We start from the raw sequence: 14699 nt of genomic DNA on the forward strand, positions 1-14699 counted from the left end.
TCTCCATTTGAGTTCGCACGGCAGCAAAGGCTGAAGCCATCCATGCGGTTTTTGGGGAAGCCAAAGTAAGACTTGGAACGAATCTCGCTTTGGTGTCCTGTATCCGCATTTAGATTAAGAGGTAAGTTAATATGAAATCAGTCTATTTTTCTCTTACGGCGCTGTGCCTGGCGGCCTTGGTAGGATGCGGCGAAACCGTTCCTATCGCAGATGAAACCGGCGGTCGTGAACTGAAACCCCCGCGTGAAGGTATCCGTGTCGGATCTTTGTACTACGTTCGCGAAAACCCCACCAACGACCTGACCCGCCCTGCCAACCTGGAAAGCCTGTGTTTCTTTGACTTGCCTTTGTCCGATGTGACGCTTGAAGCGGACCAGCGCGTCGCTGATATCGACCTTCTGAAAAAGCTCGAAGCGTCCGGTGAGTTGGGTGGGATAGAGACCAAATTCGCTTCAGCTGGGCTGAATGGCGGCATTGATCGCTACTATTCCTACAAGCTGACCAATGCCAGGAAGTCATCCGTGACACTGCAGGACGCATCCCGGTTGTTCAATGAACAGGGCGACGGGCCCAAATGCAGTGGCTGGCGGGAAAATGTCGGGCAGTTTGACTGGGCGGCCTATCAGATTCAGTCGGTGATTTCCGGGGACATCGTCTTTGCGCGCAAGTCGGCCTCGAACGCGTCAGGCGATTTGTCGGCGGCCCTTGAAGTGCTGGAACCCGAACTGGTTGCCGAACTCAGCAAGGAAAACTCGGCGGGTGTGACGGGAACCGGGCTGGTCGTCAGCTTCGTTCCGATCAGCCGACAGTAATGTGGCTGACCCCGTCGCGGTGTGCGCCGCCACGGGGTCAACCCTGTTCGTTTAGCGTTTCAGGATCGACGCGCCTGCGTATTCCGCGACCTCACCCAGCGATTCCTCGATGCGGATCAACTGGTTGTACTTGGCCAACCGGTCCGAGCGAGCCAGCGAGCCGGTCTTGATCTGACCGCAATTGGTTGCCACCGCCAGATCGGCAATGGTGGCGTCCTCGGTCTCGCCCGAGCGGTGCGACATCACGTTGGTATAGCGTGCGCGGTGGGCCATATCGACGGCGCGCAGGGTTTCGGTCAGCGAGCCGATCTGGTTGACCTTGACCAGCATCGAGTTCGCGCAACCACGCTCGATCCCTTCGGCCAGACGCGCCGGGTTGGTCACGAACAGGTCGTCGCCCACCAGTTGCACCTTGTCGCCGATGGCGTCGGTCAGGGCTTTCCAGCCGTCCCAGTCATCCTCGGACATGCCGTCTTCGATTGAGATAATCGGGTAGTCGTTGACCAGCGCCGCCAGATAGGCCGCGTTTTCCTCGGACGACAGCGAGATCCCCTCGCCCGCTAGAACATATTTGCCGTCTTTGAAGTACTCGGTCGCCGCACAATCCAGCGCCAGATGGATTTCCTCGCCCGGCTTGTAGCCTGCTTTCTCGATGGACTTCAGGATGAAATCCAGCGCCTCGCGGGTCGATGCGATGTTGGGCGCGAACCCACCCTCGTCGCCCACACCAGTTGCCAGACCAGCCGCCGACAGCTCTTTTTTCAGCGTGTGGAACACTTCGGATCCCATGCGCACGGCTTCGCGGATATTCGCGGCCGAGGTCGGCATGATCATGAATTCCTGAATGTCGATCGGGTTGTCGGCGTGTTCACCGCCGTTGATGATGTTCATCATCGGCACCGGCAGAACGCGGGCCGAGGTGCCGCCGACATAGCGGTACAAAGGTTGCGTTGTGAAATCTGCCGCCGCCTTGGCGGTTGCAAGCGAGACACCCAGAATGGCGTTGGCCCCCAGACGGCCTTTGTTGTCGGTCCCGTCCAGTTCGATCATGGCCTGATCGATGGCGACCTGTTCGGTGGCGTCAAAGCCAACCAGTTCCTCGGCAATCTCACCGTTCACCGCGGCAACAGCTTCCAGCACGCCCTTGCCCATGTAACGCGCCTTGTCACCGTCGCGCTTTTCCACTGCCTCGTAGGCGCCGGTCGATGCGCCCGAAGGCACGGCAGCGCGGCCCATGGTGCCGTCTTCCAGAATCACGTCCACCTCAACGGTCGGATTGCCCCGGCTGTCCAGAATTTCGCGTGCGTGGATGTCGATGATGGTGCTCATGAGGCCCGTCCCTGTGGCTGCGTTCAGTTGCACGCCTCTTAGCATCACAGGGCAAAAAGTAAACCGCTCATGTTATCGCTAACACGACTCTGGGCAAATGTTTGCGCCAACCTGCGACGATCCGTCAGGCGGCGACAGCCAATGCGCGCGCCAGCCTGCGTTCACGGATGAATGTATACATGCCCGATCCGATGATCAGCGTGGCACCGGCCAGCGTCATCGTATCCGGGCGCTCGCCGAACATGAGCATCCCTGCCGCAATCGAGAAGATCAGGCGGGTATAACGAAACGGTGTCAGGGCCGAGGCTTCGCCGATCCGCATTGCGGTGACGATGCTGTAATAGGCCAGAACGCCAAAGCCGACCGCCCCGACAAACGGCCAGATTTGTGCCGACCCCATCGGGGCCACCGGCTGCGCGTTCAGAACCATCAGGGTCAGCCCGGCCAATGCCACCGCGACATAGGCCTGCAAGGCCACGACGGATGAGGCAATCCGCGCGTCCAGCCGCCGCGTGATCAGGTCTCGCGCAGCGATGGCAATGACGCTGAGCACGACGAACAGTGTTTCCGGCTGAAACCCGTCCAATCCGGGCCGAATGATCATCAGGACACCGATGAAACCCAGACCGATAGCGCTCCACCGTCGCCAGCCGACCTGTTCGCCCAGAAACAGTGCCGCGCCCATCGTCACCGCCAAAGGCATCGCCTGAAACACAGCCGCCACGGTCGACAGATCAACCAGGGACAGCGCGGTCAGGAAAGCCACGGCCCCAACCCCTTCGCACGCCGCGCGGATCAGCGGCAGGGGTTGCCATGCTTCTGTGTTGAAGATGCGTTTGCGTGTTGCCACAGCCATCAGGGCAAACAGCACCGCACAGGCCAGACCCAGCATTACCATGATCTGACCGGTCGGTACCGTCGCCGACATGTGCTTGATGAACATATCCTCAAGCGAGAACGCCGCCATCGCGCCGACGACCAGCAAAATGCCGTGCACGTTGTTCATGATCACATCCGTTGAAACCAGCGGCCCGAATTACCGCTCTTTGACTCACCCAAATCGTAAGACGCCCGTTCAGACAAGCCTTAACCGCCCGGAATATATGATATCCCGTGCGGCTGACCTTCGCGATTGGTGATGAGTCAGTCTTTGTCCAGCGGAACGCCGTACAGTTCCAACCGGTGGCCTTTGAGCTTGTAGCCCAGTTTCGCAGCGATCTTTTCCTGCAGCGCCTCGATTTCGGGGTCGACGAATTCGATCACCTCACCCGACTGCATATCGATCAGATGGTCGTGGTGGTCGCGCTCGGCATCCTCGTAGCGGGCGCGCCCGTCGCCGAATTCCAGACGGTCGAGTATCCCGGCCTCTTCAAACAGCTTTACCGTGCGATAGACCGTGGCAATCGATATCCCCGCATCGATGGCCGAGGCGCGTGCATACAGTTCCTCGACATCGGGGTGGTCTGCGCTCTGCTCAAGCACCTGCGCAATGGTGCGCCGCTGGCCAGTCATGCGCAGGCCCTTGGCCTCGCACCGCGCGATGATCGTGTCGGACATGCTGCCCCTCAGAAGTTACTTGGGGTGCTGTCTTAAACCGTCTCAGCGCCCAGCGCCACAGGGATTCGACGCCCAAGGCGCAGATCATCCGGCGCGCTGCAAATCCGCCCAGATCGGCAGATGGTCCGAGGCGATATGGGCGGGCCGGTCCAGATGTGCGCCGTGGTTCAGCGCCTCGATCCCCTGCCCCAGCGCAATCCGATCCAACGCGCCCAACGGTTGCGCCGCCGGAAAGCTGGCCACAGGTGGTAGAAACCGCATCTCGGGCGCCAATGTGTCCAGCACAGGCTGGCGCGACCATTCGTTGAAATCCCCGGCCCAGACAGTGGGCATCTGGTCCAGATCGTCGTCGAAGCGCCGGATATGCGTGATCTGTTGCCGCCTGGATGCGGGCAGCAGCCCCAGATGCATTCCCATCACACGCAGCGGTCCGATCTGCGTATCAAACTCGACCCGTACAGCGCCACGCGGCTCAAACCCCGGCAGGTCGTGGTGGCCGGTCTGACGGACCGAGATCTGATCCCCGCGCCAGATCACAGCATTGCCATGCCAGCCCAGACTGCCGGCCCCGCCCAGATCGACGATCTGCCATCCGGCCTCATCCAGCATGAAATGCGGCAAAGCGGCCGGGCGCGGCGGCAAGCGCTTATCCGCCTCTTGCAGAACGACAATATCGGCCTGCATGCCGTTCAGAACCTGCATGATCCGCTGCGGTTGACGCCGAAAATCCAGCCCGACACATTTCTGAATGTTGTAGCTGGCAAGGCGCAGGGTCGGTGGTTTTTGGAAGTCGTTTTTGATGTTCACTGCCCCCGACAAGCGCCCCGCCCCGAGATTGTCACAAAACGACCGGGATTAACCCGCATTTGTGGTGTTCTGCGCGTCTTGCGACTTGCAATACCGGGGGCGTATATTCAATGGTCTAAGATTATTAGATTAAGTCAGTGTACACAAAATTCTGCGGGGTTAAACTGCCGCAAAAAGGAACCGCGCTATTGGACGTTGAATCCACATTCGCCACGATGATCATTGCCGATATCGTGGGCAGCACGCCGCTTTACAAAGCTGTAGGCGATGATGAGGCCCAGCGACTGATCCAGCTTGAGATCGACCGGCTTCGCTCGGTTCTGCTGGAGTTCGGCGGCGTACCGGTTGGGCAGAAGGGCGACGATGTTCTCAGCTATTTCGAAGACCCAAGCGCCGCGTACCAGGCCGCGCTCAAGCTGATTGAACCTTCGACCCACACGCCTCTGTCCGTCCATATCGGTGTGCATTGCGGCCCCATCGTGATCGGTCAGCGCGGGATATACGGCGAGGCCGTCAACGTCACCGCCCGGTTTGCGACAGCTGCCAATCCGGGAGAGGCCTGTTTCAGTCAGGGCGTTGCGGTGTTGCTGCCAAATGAATTGCGGCAAACTCTGATCCCCTTGGGCCAGCTGAGCCTAAAGGGCCTTAACGAGCCGCAGACTGCTTATTCACTGATCCATCCGGACTCGGATTCGATCATGCAGACAAGGCTGCCCCAGAACTTTGGCCGGTCCGAGGAAAACTGGCAGCCGCGCGAAGGGCTGACGCTGATCCTGCGCCATGAAGACCGGGTCTGGCGGTGTCTGGGCAATGGCGAGTTCAATATCGGCCGCTCTCCGGATTGCCATGTGGTTCTGTCGCAACCCTGGATTTCGCGGCTTCACGCCGTGCTTGCAATGAAGGCGGGCAAACTGATCCTGACCGATCGCAGCACTTCGGGCACCTATGTGAAATCCGAGTCGGGGCGTGAAATCCAGCTAAAACGCGAATCCGTCATGCTGGCCGATAGCGGCCTGATTTCTCCGACCCTGCCCATCGAAATGTCCGAGACCTGTTTGCAGTTCGAACTGCTGGGCCGCAATCAGGTGCCGCAGAACGTGGCGTGAACCACCTCGCCTTGCGTCGGTGGACGCGTCAGATCGGCCTCATCCGGCTGATCGTCATAGGGCCGTGACAGCACCGTATCGAGACGCTGGAACAAAGTGTAATCCCCCTGCACCGCCGCTTCGATCATCTGCTCGATCCGATGGTTGCGTGGAATGAAGGCTGGGTTTGCCGCGTTCATGACCGTTTGCGGCTCCGGCTCGCGCTGCAACCGCGCGGTCCAGCCCTCAGCCCAACTGTCAAAGGCCTGCGGGTCGGTGAATTGATCCCGCGCCGCCTGACCGCTGAGCGCGCGGAACGTGTTGGTGAAATCCGCCTGTTGCTCGGCCATGCGTTTCAGCAGATCGGAAATCAACTCAAGATCCCCGGCCTCAGCACCTGAAATCCCGATCTTGGCGCGAAAGCGGGTCAGCCAATGATCCTGAATCTGCTCAGGCATCGCATGGACAATCTCGGTCGCCTCTTCCACGGCGGCCTCTTTGTCCTCCATCTGCTGGATCAGGGCGGTCGCCAGTTGCGCAAGATTCCACACGGCTATGTCAGGCTGGTTGGAATAGGCATAGCGCCCCATCCGGTCAATCGAACTGAACACCGTGTTCGGGTGATAGGTGTCCATGAACGCACACGGCCCGTAATCGATGGTTTCACCGGCAATCGAGCAATTGTCGGTGTTCATCACCCCATGGATGAAACCGACGCTCATCCAATGCGCAATCAGCCGCGCCTGCACATCGCGCACCGCGCGCAGCAAGCCCATCGGCCCATCGGCCTCGGGATAGTGGCGCTCGATGGCGTATTCCGTCAGGCGTCGCAAACTGTCGAACTGCCCCCGCGCCGCGAAGACCTGAAACGTCCCCACGCGCAAATGGCTGCGCGCCACGCGTGTCAGAACCGCCCCCGGCAGTGGGGTTTCGCGAAACACCTGCTCGCCCGTCTCGACCGCGGCCAGCGCGCGTGTGGTCGGCACGCCCAGCGCGTGCATCGCCTCGGACACGACATATTCGCGCAATACCGGCCCCAACCACGCGCGCCCGTCACCCCGTCGGGAAAACGGCGTGGGACCTGAGCCTTTCAACTGAATATCCCGCCGCACCCCATCGGCCCCGATGGTCTCACCCAGTAAAACCGCACGCCCGTCGCCCAGTTGCGGGTTGTAGGTGCCGAATTGATGCCCGGAATAAAGCTGTGCCAAAGGCTCGGCCCCGTCTGGCAGGCTGTTGCCTGCAAAAGCCTCGGCCATTTCCTGCACATCCCCGGGTGAGATCTGCAGCAACCGGGCCAAATCGGTATTGAACACAATCAACCGAGGGGCACTTACCGGAACCGGTGCCTGCCGCGCAAAAAACGTATCCGGCAGGCGAGCATAAGAATTATTGAACGGGATCGTCAGGGTCATGCGCCAAACATATGACCTGAACCGACAATTGCCATAGCGGATCACCTGCACCCGTGCATAATCACCTCAAACCCCCGAGGATACCATGACCGCACAAGAGATCATCGACCACCTGAACCTGCAACGCCATCCGGAAGGTGGCTGGTTCAAGGAAACCTGGCGCGCCAACAATGCGGGCCGCGCAACGGGCACCTGCATCTACTTCCTGCTGCAGGAAGGTGAGAGCAGCCACTGGCACCGCGTCGATGCGACCGAGATCTGGCTCTATCACACCGGCGCGCCACTGGTGCTGTCGCTCAGCGAAAGTGATCAGGGGCCGGCGACCGATCACCTTCTGACCCCCGATCTGAACGCAGGTACCCCGCAACTGATCGTGCCCGAAGGCCACTGGCAAGCGGCGCGCAGCACCGACGATTACACGCTGGTCAGTTGCACCGTCTCGCCGGGGTTCGAGTTCGATGGCTTCGATCTGGCCCCACCCGGCTTCGACATTCCGAGAGAATAGGCACATGGACCACCGCGCCCTCATCGCCTCAATTCCGGCCGAGACCAAGGACAAGCTGCAACGCCGGTCCGACGCGGCAGGATTGAAACATCTGGCGGTCTATTTCGCGCTTTTGGCCCTTTGTAGCATCGGTATCGCCGCGCAAATCCCACTCTGGCCGCTCCTTATGGTCCCGCAAGGCGTCCTGCTGGTCTTTCTGTTCACGCTCAGCCACGAATGCACCCACAAGACACCGTTCAAAACCGGGTGGATCAACGATACGGTTGGTCACTTGGTCTCGGTACCGATCGCTCTGCCTTTCACATGGTTTAGGTATTTCCATTTGGCCCACCACAAATGGACCAACCACCCGGACAAAGACCCCGAACTTGGCGGAAAACCGCGCCCTGACAGCTGGCGCAGTCTTGCACTCTACCTCAGCGGTGCACCTTACTGGTCCGGCATGGGCAAAGTGCTGGCTCAAAACGCCTTCGGACAGATCGACGCCCCCTACCTGCCCGCGCGACAGCATCCTGCGATCCGAACCGAAGCGCGCATATTGCTCACACTTTACGCACTGGCCCTGCTCAGCCTGCTTTCCTCAACGCTCCTGCTCTGGCTTTGGATCATCCCCGTCCTGATCGCCCAGCCCGCGCTGCGCCTGTACCTTCTGGCCGAACACGGCCTCTGCCCACCGGTCGCCAATATGCTGGAAAACTCGCGCACCACCTTCACCAACCGGATCATACGGTTTCTGGCCTGGAACATGCCCTACCACGCCGAACATCATGCCTTTCCGAACGTGCCCTTCCACCAGCTACCCGCATTCCACGACTGGACCCGGACCCACCTGAAATCCACATCCGACGGCTATTCAGGCTTCACCAAAGATTACGCCCGCACGCTCAACTCCTAGGATCCGTTCTTCATCTGGCCAAAAATACCTCGGGGGAGTCGCGCCTGCGCGACGGGGGCAGCGCCCCCTATTTCTCGGTCCGGCTTTTGATCAGCATATTGATCAATGGCACCAAAACCGCCGTCAGAGACCCCAGTGGATTCGCCCCAATGCCTTTGACCGCACGCACCACTTCGCGTGCCTCGGTCGCCATATCCTCAAGCTCATCCTCGATATCCGCAATTGCCATATCACGCAGCTCAACGGCTGGTGCGACCTCATCTTCGGCATTGCTGCGCCGTGCAATCAGCACAAGGAGCCCGGCCAATACAAGATTGCCAAAGGACAGCAGCGCGGCGGCGGCGGCAGGCGACATCGTGCTTCGAAGCGCAAAGAACAGCGCGACGTTCAGCAGAACGAGCGCCAACATGGCGGCAATCCCGGCCAAGACCATCAGAATGGTCTGCTGCTGCATAACGGCCAGACGACGTCGCGCGATCAGGCGTTCGGTTCGGTAGATCGTGACCAGATTTCTGCTCAGCCTGCTCATAACGTTGCTCCTACCCCTGTACCCGCCCAACCACATAGCCCAGCGAAAACGCAATCAGCAGGGCAGTGATCGGATAATCCTTCTGCAGGCGGCCGAATTCCTCGACCACGTCCTCTCCCAATGCCTGCGCTTTGCTCAGATCAATCCCGTGCTCTTCCAGCAGCTTTCGAATCTCATCCGAGGTTTTGACGGGCTCGGTCTGATATTCGGGGGGCGAAGCCGACCCGCCCTTCGCCTCCAACTCGGCATTGCGGCTGCGTAACGCTTCCAACTCGGATTCAAGCTCGGCTCTGGTTGCCATACTCTCTGGCCCTCATTGCATGGGTGTCGCGCAACCGTCGCACAATGAGTTGTTTTTTTGAACTGTTTTCCGGTTCCGGCTCACCCGGCCCGATTCATCGAGACCGAACTCACGACACCGCCCCCTACCAGCGCCTGCACACCGGTCGTGCCGGGGCACGAGGTCGGCAAACCCCGCGCCACACGTACGGCGAGATAGGCAAATGCCTGAGCTTCCAGCATGTCACCGTCCAGACCAACAGCCTCGACCGGTTCGACCGGGCAATCGAGCGAGACCCGCAGCATCTCCATCAACACCGGGTTACGCCGCCCGCCACCGGTGACCAGAACGCGGGACGGAGGTTTCAGACAATACCCGATCCCCTGCGCAACCCCTGCCGCGCACATCCCCGTCAGAGTCGCCACCGCATCCGCATCACTGAGTTCCTGAACCAGCCCGATCATCTCGGCAAAATCGTTCCGATCTAAAGACTTCGGTGGCATCTTGGTAAAGAACGGCTCGGCCAGAAACAGTTCCAGCGCGCCCATTTCAACGGTGCCCTCGCGCGCAACCGCGCCATCCCGGTCCATCGGTTGACCCAAGCGCGCCTGCATCAAATCATCAACCGGCGCATTCGCAGGCCCGGTGTCAAACGCCAGCAGGGCGCCGGGTTGTTCGGGCCCGTCAAAGCTTGGGTCCACATAGGTCAGGTTCCCGACCCCCCCAAGATTGAGGAAACACAGGGGCGCATCAGCCCCAATCCATTTGGCGCAAGCAAAGTGAAAGAACGGGGCCAGCGGCGCGCCCTCACCCCCCATGGCCACATCGTCGCTGCGGAAATCCCAGACCACAGGCACGCCCAGCGCCTGCGCCAGACCTTTGCCATCGCCAACCTGCAACGTGCCACGCCCGCGCGGCTCATGCGCAAGGGTTTGACCGTGCACGCCGATCAGGTCGATATTGTCGAACTCCGACAACGCTTCGGCATGGGCGATTGTCACAAGCTCGGCCGCCGCATCGACATCTGGCCCGTGCCACTGTCCCATTGCGGCGCGCAGGATCTGACGCTCTTCTTCGGAATAGGCGCGGTATCCGCTGTCACCGAAGCCATAGATGCGGTGGCCATCGGTTTCCACCACCGCCGCGTCCACCCCATCCATCGAGGTGCCGGACATAGTGCCAAGGGCTCGGATCGGCTTGTTTGTCTTAATGGCCGGGCGCACCTGTCATTCTCCTGCTCGTTCTTTTTCTACCCTTGCGGGTTCGACACTGCCCGCCATTTCCCGGCCAAAGCAAGACGAATAGAAACAGAAGCCGCGTTTTTGGGCAGGCGCGACCGCAGGCCCACACTCGGCCCGACCGAACCCGTTGCGCAATTCCTGCTTCTGCGCCAGCATTGCAGGGCATCTTCGAATAACGGGGCGGGAATGACCGAGGCGCAAACGCCAAAAGACGCAAAAGCAGTTGAAAGCCGGAACTACCAGTTGATCTTCTGGTCCGGCGCGCTGGCTACGATTGGCGGCCAGTTGGTGAACCCGCGTCTGGTACTGCCGTTCCTGTACCTGGCCCTTGGCGCGCCTACCTTTGTCGCGGGCCTGCTGTTGCCTTTCGTAACAGGGGCGCGGTTGATTGCGGAAATCTTCGTCTCGCCTTTCGTCAACCACGTGACGCGCGCAAAACTTGCCGTCTATGTGCCCAACATCCTGACGGGGGCCATTCTGGCAGTTGTCGCCCTGTTCGCCACTAACCTGACACAGGTGATGGTGGTTTTGCTGTTCCTGCTGACCGCCATCATCATGGGCCTGTGTCAGGGCATCAACAGCCTTGGCACCAGCCAGATATACGGCACCTCAGTCCCCGAGTCCAAACGCAACCGGATGGTGTTTGCGCAGGCGACCATATCCGGGGTGCTGGCCATCATCGTGGTTTGGGTGACCAAGGATCTGCTGGCTTCGGATCAGCCGATGCAGCGGCATATCGTGGTGATGTGGTGCGGCGTGGTCGCCATGTTTGCAGCCGGGATCAGCTTTGCCGGGGTGCGACTGTTCGAGGAAGAGATCAAGCGCCCGCCGAAACGCGCCGAGAATCCGAAACCCCTGGCCGAACTTGCAACAGGCTTCAGGACCGGGATGGCCTACCCGTGGTACCGCAAGTTCCTGTTGGCCCGTGTTCTGTTCATCTCGGTCGAGCTAGCGATGCCGTTTTACACAATTCACGCGGCCACCTACCATATCGGCACCGAACATTCGCTCAGCTATTTTGTGATCGGTGCCAGCGCAGGGATCGTGATCGGATCCATTATGTGGGGGTGGCTCAGCGGTCGGGTGTCGGTAAAGCATGTGATGTGGCTGGGCTGCCTGACCTCGGCGCTTTCGGCAATCATGGCGCTGGTGTTCACCATAACCGGCCACGCCAGCAATGTGTGGATCTATGCCGCGGTCATCCTGCTTCTGTCCCTTGGCGGCAACGGAGTGATCTATGGGCGCTACCTCTACGTGATCGAGATGACGCAGGAACAAGAGCGGTCCTATCTGGTCGCCCTGGGCGATGTGACAGCCGGTCTGGTCGGCATCGCCTTTGCCGTCGTTCTGGGTGCCGTGGCGCATCTGCACGACCCGGTATCGCCTATCATCGCGCTGGCCATTTTGAACGTGGTCGCGATGCTCTATGCCTTTCGACTGCCTGCCACCGGAACCGGTGCTGAGACCGGCGCACACTAGGCCGCCAATTCTTGCAAAATGGTGCCTTTCCCTCACCCATCCTGCCGCCTATACAGTGCCCCGCAATAGTAACCCCGAGGGCACGATATGACCTACCACCCCAAATCGGATTTCATCGCCACGATGATGAAATCGGGGCTGGTTCGTCGCTTCGCTCATGGGGTCATATCGTGCCTAGGTTCTCTTAGCTCTTTAAAAACAAGGGCTAATCACTATGGCAAACTCAGACAAACTCAAACTTAGCAAGCTGAACGAGAAAACGCTTCGCAGTCTTCCCTTACCCAAAAAGGGGGAGGTAACTTACACCGCAACTTGCACCAAAGGGCTGACCGTTCGGGTTAGAAGTGGTGGGGCTAAAGTCTTTTATGCGAGACTGTGGAATCCTACGACTAAGAAGGTTCTTAGGCACAAGTTAGGGGAAGCCGAGACTCGCTACACCTGCGACCTAGTCAGCATTCCGCGCCCACTTCCGCCGCAGTGCTGCCGATCACCGTGATTGCTGTCCTAGTTGGTGGCAAAGGCGGTTATGCGCAGAATTCGGTTTAATATAGTCCGTCTCGGTCGCCGCATCGTCAGTTAGGCAATACCACCTATACCGATCTTTCGTTCTGTTCCCACTTAAGTCTGCCTATTCTCAGTAGCGTACGCTTATGGTTTCGGCCATCGGTTGGAAGCCCATACGAACAGTTCATCACTTCGCGCTTCCAACTGATCTGTGTTCCATTCTTGGTATTTCGCCGCAAAATCCCTAGAACTAGCGAACATTGAATCCTGCTGGAAAACTGGTCTTTTCTTATCAAACGTCGCTTGTAACACTTCAGTGTTCATATCAGCAGTAAGCGGAATGAGATTTGCCCATAAGTCTTTGACTTTGCTATGCACACTCTTCGGAAACTTTTCTTCCCAGTCCGGGGTCAATTTCTGTGGCACTACGTGCTCAATAGTGAAGTCATCGAAGTTTCCTTGATCAGCGTCGAATGAACGGTCGAACTCATATATGGCGAACCTAGCAATTGCTGATGAGTACATTGGTCGCTGGCGAATTTGTTCCTTGAGTCTGTCGTTACTCGGCCACTCAACCGTCTGACGCTTTGAAATAACTTCGGCCACCTTTGACGCACTTGGGTAACCATTCATGTTCGACCACATCGTTCTAAACAGTCCAAGAAGACCGGTTGGCTCAACACCGCAAAGTGCCCTTCTCACGAAGAATGCTTCCAACAATTCAAAAATTTCAACTGTTTCGTTTAGTGAGATCGAACCTTCGGCAAATTGGTTCAACAGCCTCATCTCGAATGGTAAGGCAGAAGAAGGATTTTTGGCTCGATGAAGATTCTCAAGCAAATTCCTTAGCTTAGTTGGGTATTTTGATTGCTCTGATTGTACGCCAGTAAGAGCCAGAAAAGGACCAGAGTAGACGTCGAGATGTTCAATTACTTGGCCAGAATCGAGACCGACCCACGCTTCACGCAGATTTCTGAACATGTCCGTTTTGCTTGAATTAGACTTCAGAACGACGGCGTAGGGGAAGAAGTAGTCATTAAATTGGCTTCCAAACTTTTCGAAGAAAGGCTTCCATTTAGTGTCGTGTAGATGCTGCGCATCCTCAGCATCGTAACCCTTTCGGGCAAACACCTCGTTCTTCACCAGGTCACCTACAGAGATCGGCTTTCCGGGATCATTCAACCCCTCAAACACTGTTGTCGCCGAACCAGGGTCCTTTAGTAAGATGAAAACAAAGGTTAAGCCATTTCGGGCAGCTTCGACCAACTTTTCTACGTATTCAAACCCACTATCGCGAAGATACTTTGCCAGTAGTGACTTGATGTTTTTATACTGTCGAGTGAGAGGGCCAATTTCTTCATGCCCACCCAGAGGCAACTTCACCCGGTGAGCCAACGATTTTTCGAGGTCCCCAGATTTTATTACCTCCTCAAATATTGCTCTAAACTGAGGTCGATCCTCAATCGATGGAGCTAGCTTTGTGTTGTAGTGTACGTCCTGTGCCCAATCCACATACAGATTTGTGCCGATTAAGCCCTTTGCGTAGTCTATCCTCCCATCTTTAGCTGCCAACTGAGCTGCAGCGAGCAAAATAAGGTAGAGAGTTGTGAGACGCTGTTGACCGTCTACAATTTCATATGGATCGGGCTGAGAGGGATTTGTCACCCGCCGAACGGCGATGACAGCACCAAGAAATCTGCTAGCCGTCTCTTGTTCAACCACGGACCGAATTTCATCAAACATTCGGTCAAGTTCTCTTTTTGACCAAACGTACCTGCGCTGAAACAACGGCATAACCAAAGTGGCGCTCTGACTGGTAAGTTGATGAAAGGTATTTTCGTCGCTGTTGTCTGTGATCTTCTCGATCATTGCGTACGCTCTCTAGGTTACACTGTTTTCACAGCGATAGTGCATTGGGCTTCCTGATGCCAGTTGTGCTTGAAGTCGGCGTGTTCATTGAAACAGCGAATGATCCGTTGTGCCGTACTTGCACGACTTAATGAACTGAGCTTTCGCTTTGCAGTACTTGTAACAGAAGATACTCAATTTCGGTGAAAGACGACTGACCAGGCTGTATCTCGTCTCTGATTCACACTTAACGTTGGATGCTTCCACTTAGGGCTGTGACTAGCCGATTGCGACCGCAGCAGACAGTTCAGACGGCACTGGCGGCTCAGGACTTCGGTAACGGGGGCAGTTCAGTCAAGCGCTTTCGTGCACTCAAATCGATCCGCCAAGGCGGTTCTGTTGGTTCAGTTTGA

The 14699-nt window shown here is 58.0% G+C and carries 14 protein-coding genes; 5 read left to right on the top strand and 9 right to left on the bottom strand.

All coding sequences use genetic code 11. The annotated features are described in order from the left end of the window. The first annotated feature begins 131 nt into the window (after nt 1–131). Nucleotides 132–812 (top strand): hypothetical protein, encoded by a 681-nt coding sequence (locus ACR0C9_RS07280; protein ID WP_480780687.1) that lies wholly within the window; start codon nt 132–134, stop codon nt 810–812. 51 nt (nt 813–863) lie between these two features. On the opposite strand, the gene eno is transcribed toward ACR0C9_RS07280, so the two are convergent. From eno to ACR0C9_RS07300, 4 genes are all read right to left on the bottom strand, one after another. After that, nucleotides 864–2141: a phosphopyruvate hydratase gene (gene eno, locus ACR0C9_RS07285; RefSeq protein WP_170450117.1), complete on the bottom strand. Its 1278-nt coding sequence runs from the start codon at nt 2139–2141 to the stop codon at nt 864–866. A gap of 124 nt (nt 2142–2265) precedes the next feature. Then, on the bottom strand, nt 2266–3147 hold the full coding sequence (locus tag ACR0C9_RS07290; RefSeq protein WP_480626111.1) for a DMT family transporter: 882 nt from the start codon (nt 3145–3147) through the stop codon (nt 2266–2268). 137 nt (nt 3148–3284) lie between these two features. Continuing rightward, entirely contained in the window at nt 3285–3698 is a 414-nt protein-coding gene (locus ACR0C9_RS07295; protein ID WP_170450112.1) for a Fur family transcriptional regulator, read from the bottom strand. 84 nt (nt 3699–3782) lie between these two features. Continuing rightward, nucleotides 3783–4505, bottom strand: coding sequence for an endonuclease/exonuclease/phosphatase family protein (locus ACR0C9_RS07300; protein WP_480580848.1), 723 nt, complete (start codon nt 4503–4505; stop codon nt 3783–3785). A 188-nt stretch (nt 4506–4693) separates the two neighbouring features. On the opposite strand from ACR0C9_RS07300, the gene ACR0C9_RS07305 reads away from it, so the two are divergent. Then, a complete protein-coding gene (locus tag ACR0C9_RS07305) occupies nt 4694–5611 on the top strand; it encodes an adenylate/guanylate cyclase domain-containing protein (RefSeq protein ID WP_170450110.1) in 918 nt (305 codons plus the stop codon). Here the strand turns inward: ACR0C9_RS07305 and ACR0C9_RS07310 are convergent. Further along, on the bottom strand, nt 5587–7005 hold the full coding sequence (locus tag ACR0C9_RS07310) for a protein adenylyltransferase SelO (protein WP_480626112.1): 1419 nt from the start codon (nt 7003–7005) through the stop codon (nt 5587–5589). The genes ACR0C9_RS07305 and ACR0C9_RS07310 overlap by 25 nt on opposite strands. Nucleotides 7006–7090: 85 nt before the next feature. On the opposite strand from ACR0C9_RS07310, the gene ACR0C9_RS07315 reads away from it, so the two are divergent. Next, a complete protein-coding gene (locus ACR0C9_RS07315; protein WP_170450106.1) occupies nt 7091–7510 on the top strand; it encodes a cupin domain-containing protein in 420 nt (139 codons plus the stop codon). A gap of 4 nt (nt 7511–7514) precedes the next feature. Next, a complete protein-coding gene (locus tag ACR0C9_RS07320; RefSeq protein WP_480780688.1) occupies nt 7515–8405 on the top strand; it encodes a fatty acid desaturase in 891 nt (296 codons plus the stop codon). A gap of 67 nt (nt 8406–8472) precedes the next feature. Here ACR0C9_RS07320 and ACR0C9_RS07325 read toward each other — a convergent pair whose 3' ends face one another. From ACR0C9_RS07325 to ACR0C9_RS07335, 3 genes are all read right to left on the bottom strand, one after another. After that, on the bottom strand, nt 8473–8934 hold the full coding sequence (locus tag ACR0C9_RS07325) for a hypothetical protein (RefSeq protein ID WP_170450102.1): 462 nt from the start codon (nt 8932–8934) through the stop codon (nt 8473–8475). 10 nt (nt 8935–8944) lie between these two features. Then, a complete protein-coding gene (locus ACR0C9_RS07330; protein ID WP_480780689.1) occupies nt 8945–9235 on the bottom strand; it encodes a hypothetical protein in 291 nt (96 codons plus the stop codon). A gap of 80 nt (nt 9236–9315) precedes the next feature. Continuing rightward, nucleotides 9316–10389 (bottom strand): anhydro-N-acetylmuramic acid kinase, encoded by a 1074-nt coding sequence (locus ACR0C9_RS07335; protein WP_480582202.1) that lies wholly within the window; start codon nt 10387–10389, stop codon nt 9316–9318. 252 nt (nt 10390–10641) lie between these two features. On the opposite strand from ACR0C9_RS07335, the gene ACR0C9_RS07340 reads away from it, so the two are divergent. After that, nucleotides 10642–11934 carry an MFS transporter gene (locus ACR0C9_RS07340; protein ID WP_480780690.1) on the top strand — a complete coding sequence of 431 codons (1293 nt, stop codon included), beginning with the start codon at nt 10642–10644 and terminating at the stop codon, nt 11932–11934. 648 nt (nt 11935–12582) lie between these two features. Here the strand turns inward: ACR0C9_RS07340 and ACR0C9_RS07345 are convergent. Next, nucleotides 12583–14307: a DUF262 domain-containing protein gene (locus tag ACR0C9_RS07345; protein WP_480780691.1), complete on the bottom strand. Its 1725-nt coding sequence runs from the start codon at nt 14305–14307 to the stop codon at nt 12583–12585. Nucleotides 14308–14699 lie beyond the last annotated feature (392 nt).

The sequence above is a fragment of the Ruegeria sp. C12 genome, assembly GCF_056537745.1.

What these genes read in the sequence shown, in the direction of transcription:
- ACR0C9_RS07280 (WP_480780687.1), top strand. Translation starts at nt 132, where the DNA reads ATGAAATCAGTCTATTTTTCTCTTACGGCGCTGTGCCTGGCGGCCTTG.
- eno (WP_170450117.1), bottom strand. Translation starts at nt 2,141, where the DNA reads ATGAGCACCATCATCGACATCCACGCACGCGAAATTCTGGACAGCCGG.
- ACR0C9_RS07290 (WP_480626111.1), bottom strand. Translation starts at nt 3,147, where the DNA reads ATGAACAACGTGCACGGCATTTTGCTGGTCGTCGGCGCGATGGCGGCG.
- ACR0C9_RS07295 (WP_170450112.1), bottom strand. Translation starts at nt 3,698, where the DNA reads ATGTCCGACACGATCATCGCGCGGTGCGAGGCCAAGGGCCTGCGCATG.
- ACR0C9_RS07310 (WP_480626112.1), bottom strand. Translation starts at nt 7,005, where the DNA reads ATGACCCTGACGATCCCGTTCAATAATTCTTATGCTCGCCTGCCGGAT.
- ACR0C9_RS07315 (WP_170450106.1), top strand. Translation starts at nt 7,091, where the DNA reads ATGACCGCACAAGAGATCATCGACCACCTGAACCTGCAACGCCATCCG.
- ACR0C9_RS07320 (WP_480780688.1), top strand. Translation starts at nt 7,515, where the DNA reads ATGGACCACCGCGCCCTCATCGCCTCAATTCCGGCCGAGACCAAGGAC.
- ACR0C9_RS07325 (WP_170450102.1), bottom strand. Translation starts at nt 8,934, where the DNA reads ATGAGCAGGCTGAGCAGAAATCTGGTCACGATCTACCGAACCGAACGC.
- ACR0C9_RS07330 (WP_480780689.1), bottom strand. Translation starts at nt 9,235, where the DNA reads ATGGCAACCAGAGCCGAGCTTGAATCCGAGTTGGAAGCGTTACGCAGC.
- ACR0C9_RS07335 (WP_480582202.1), bottom strand. Translation starts at nt 10,389, where the DNA reads ATGTCCGGCACCTCGATGGATGGGGTGGACGCGGCGGTGGTGGAAACC.
- ACR0C9_RS07340 (WP_480780690.1), top strand. Translation starts at nt 10,642, where the DNA reads ATGACCGAGGCGCAAACGCCAAAAGACGCAAAAGCAGTTGAAAGCCGG.
- ACR0C9_RS07345 (WP_480780691.1), bottom strand. Translation starts at nt 14,307, where the DNA reads ATGATCGAGAAGATCACAGACAACAGCGACGAAAATACCTTTCATCAA.